The organism is Aquiflexum sp. (assembly GCF_041749095.1).
GTDB lineage: Bacteria > Bacteroidota > Bacteroidia > Cytophagales > Cyclobacteriaceae > Aquiflexum.
Map to the genome: position 1 here is coordinate 1 of NZ_JBGTCA010000434.1, position 3,026 is coordinate 3,026.

The following is a 3,026-nucleotide window of genomic DNA, read 5'->3' on the forward strand; positions in this document are numbered from 1 at the left end:
ACCTGAGTATCAATTACAGAAATTTCAACGACTGGATTTTTTCCAGAAAAAACATCTACTCTGCCGGAGTTTTGAGCATAGGGGTTTTCTACAATCTAAAGCCACATCAACAATGAATCTGAATATCAAAAAGCAGCAAACCGAAGAGGAAGTGCATCAATGCCTGATGTTTACCCCTTTTAGAAAGTTTAAAAAATCTGAAGGAATATACATTCAAGGTGGTTTGTGCAATCACTTATATCTTGTGAAAAATGGAGCGGTTAAAATTTCCAGAATTTCCGAAAAAGGGGATGAACTAATTCTGCAAATTTTGACTGAAGGGGAAATATTTGGAGAATGGGACCGCTTGATTTATCCTGATGTAATTTTTAAGGATAATTCCTTTGCCCTTACCCAAAATACCTGCATATACAGACTCGATATCACCAGTTTAATTGATCAGATGAAGTCGAGAGCATTGCTTGAGTTGGCACCGACTATCCTCAGGCAAAAATCAAGGGTGGAGAAGAGGCATGAATTGTTGTTGAAAAAAGATGCCTCATTTAGAATCAGGGAAACTTTGAGGGATTTGGCCTTAAGAGGGGGAAGTAAATTCGGTGATGAAGTTCTGCTTAAAATCTGGCTTTCTCATGAGGATATTTCGCATCTGGCTGATACTAGCAGGCAAACAGTTACCAAAGAGATGAATGTGCTGAGAAATCAGGGTAAAATTTATTATACCAGAGACAGGATATTATTCCGGGATATAAACAACATACACTCATAAAAATAAAATCTATAATTTCATGGAAACGACAAACAAGATTATTTTCATTTTGATGCTACTGTTGATGGTATCCTCATGCAACGAAAATCTGGGTGGGATGCCCGATGAAAACAGTGTTGAAATAATGGAGCCTTTTAAAATCCTTAAGGGAGGAACTTTGAACAGGCAAAGCGGCACCAACACTACCGGTATGGTTCAGATAGTGCAGAGTGATTCAGGAATGCATTTTTTGAGATTGAGTGAAAATTTTAACACCAAATTTTCCACTGGTACTGTTACTGTTTACCTCTCAACGACTTCGAGCTTAAGACTCAATGAAGCCGGGAGTTTTCAGTTGATCGGAAGGGTAAACACACCGGGAGAACATTTCTATGAACTGAACGGATTGCCTGATGAGAAATTTACCCATGGAATAATCTGGTGCGGTGCGGCAGGTATTCCTTTCGGGAATGCATTATTGGAATAGACTGAGTTGGATTGATTTGTGAAGTTGGATGGAAGGGATGAGTAATTCATCCCTTTTTTCTAATGTTTAAAAGATATTGTTTTCCAATTTTCCAAGTTCAATCATCTATCAGGAAATCCCTAACAATCACCGTGGAACAACGAAGATGATAAAGTTGGACAAAATCAGATTCCACTCCTGCCCAACTCAAACCACAGTAGCTTTGGGATCCAACTCAAAGACAAATTCCGTAAAAGTAGCGGAATCAGATAGGACTTTGATATCTGAATCATGGATTTCGAGTATTTTTTTGACGATGGCAAGACCCAATCCAGCCCCTTCAATTCTTTTTTGATCCTTATCCACCATGTAGTACCGGTCAAAAAGTAAATCCAGATCTTTTTGCGGAATACCATTGCCGGAATTTTTGATGCTTACACATACCTTGTGGGTCCTGTTACAAAAATATGCGGTAAGTGTGATCAACCCATTTTCGGGAGCATACTTGACAGCATTGTCTATTAAGTTTTGAATGACCCTATCCATCAGGTACAGATCAGCTTCCACCACAGGGAGGGAAGGAGATATCTCTGCTTTCAGATCAATATTTTTAGCTTTGGCCAGCAATTCATATTTCATGCAGGCATCATAAAGTAATTCCTGTATCCTGAATGGCTCGGTTTTCAGCTGCATCTGTCCGGATTCCAGTTTGGAGAGTTCAAAAAGATCCGCAACCAACTTAGTGAGTTTCTCAGTGGAATTGTTAATGATTTGAAGATATTTGTTTTTTTCTTCTTCCGATATATTATTTCCTTTGATCATCAGTGTTTCCACATAACCGTTGATGACGGCCAGTGGATTTCTCAGGTCATGGGATACATTGGCAATCAATTCCCTTCTAAGGCTGTCCACTTTTTTCAATTCATCCATATGATGGAGAATATTATCAGCCATTTGATTGAAAGTGGCGGCCATAACCTTAAGTTCAGAGTTGGTGTTGAGTTCGGGAACCCTTGCATGCATGTCACCATCCTTGAATCGGTTGACGGTTTTTACTATATGTCTGAGGTTTTTGGTCAAAAGTGCTGTCAGGGCCAGCCCGATTAATAGGGATACAATCAAAGTGATCAGGAAAGATTCCAGAGTTAATTTGAGCCAGTAATCGCCCAAAAGTCCCGCAGAAATTTCCTCATATTTTTCACTTAGCAATGTGATATAAATGTAACCCAAAAGCTTCCCGTCTTCTCTGACTTCGGTAGCAGAAAAAATGGTTTGATAGTTACCTGTCCGTGGGTCATCTCCCAAAACGAAAGCTATGCCTCCGGAATCCAAAAACTTATGAATGGGATCCAAATCCACCCTTTTTAATTTCACTTTGGAATCCAATACCACGTAAGAAAGGATTTCAGCAATCGAATCCAATAGGAATACTTCTATACCGGGATTGACAGCCATCATGGAATGCATGATTACAGACATGGATTCTTCACAAACTTCCCCATTTTCGAATGGAGGGGCCTCTTTTACCAGATATTCTGCTACAGAGGCATTGAGTTTTTGTGTGGTTTCTAGAAAATAGGTTTTGGAAGCATGTGTGGTGATCAAAATATAAGCAAAACCCACGAACAACAATACCAGGGTAAATGCCAGGGTAATTCTCCAGTACAAACTTTTCATAGCTAATTGATTTTGGCCATTTTACCATTCATCGTTGAACCGATACCCGATTCCCCAGGTAGTCAGGATATAATTGGGATTGTTGGCATCCAGTTCAATTTTGGAACGTAGCCGGTTGATATGGGCATTGACAGTATG

4 protein-coding genes are annotated in these 3,026 nt (G+C 39.6%); 2 read left to right on the forward strand and 2 right to left on the reverse strand.

Annotated features, from left to right (window positions below; all coding sequences use genetic code 11):
• The first annotated feature begins 112 nt into the window (after window positions 1-112).
• Window positions 113-766, forward strand: a complete 654-nt coding sequence (locus tag ACEW8O_RS20095; RefSeq protein WP_373496416.1) for a Crp/Fnr family transcriptional regulator — start codon at window positions 113-115, stop codon at window positions 764-766.
• A 19-nt stretch (window positions 767-785) separates the two neighbouring features.
• Window positions 786-1,232, forward strand: coding sequence for a DM13 domain-containing protein (locus tag ACEW8O_RS20100; protein WP_373496417.1), 447 nt, complete (start codon window positions 786-788; stop codon window positions 1,230-1,232).
• A gap of 186 nt (window positions 1,233-1,418) precedes the next feature.
• Here ACEW8O_RS20100 and ACEW8O_RS20105 read toward each other — a convergent pair whose 3' ends face one another.
• A complete protein-coding gene (locus tag ACEW8O_RS20105) occupies window positions 1,419-2,888 on the reverse strand; it encodes a sensor histidine kinase (RefSeq protein ID WP_373496418.1) in 1,470 nt (489 codons plus the stop codon).
• A gap of 21 nt (window positions 2,889-2,909) precedes the next feature.
• Window positions 2,910-3,026, reverse strand: a 117-nt coding sequence (locus tag ACEW8O_RS20110; RefSeq protein WP_373496419.1) for a helix-turn-helix domain-containing protein, incomplete at its 5' end; no start/stop codon positions are given.

What these genes read in the sequence shown, in the direction of transcription:
- ACEW8O_RS20100 (WP_373496417.1), top strand. Translation starts at nt 786, where the DNA reads ATGGAAACGACAAACAAGATTATTTTCATTTTGATGCTACTGTTGATG.
- ACEW8O_RS20095 (WP_373496416.1), top strand. Translation starts at nt 113, where the DNA reads ATGAATCTGAATATCAAAAAGCAGCAAACCGAAGAGGAAGTGCATCAA.
- ACEW8O_RS20105 (WP_373496418.1), bottom strand. Translation starts at nt 2,888, where the DNA reads ATGAAAAGTTTGTACTGGAGAATTACCCTGGCATTTACCCTGGTATTG.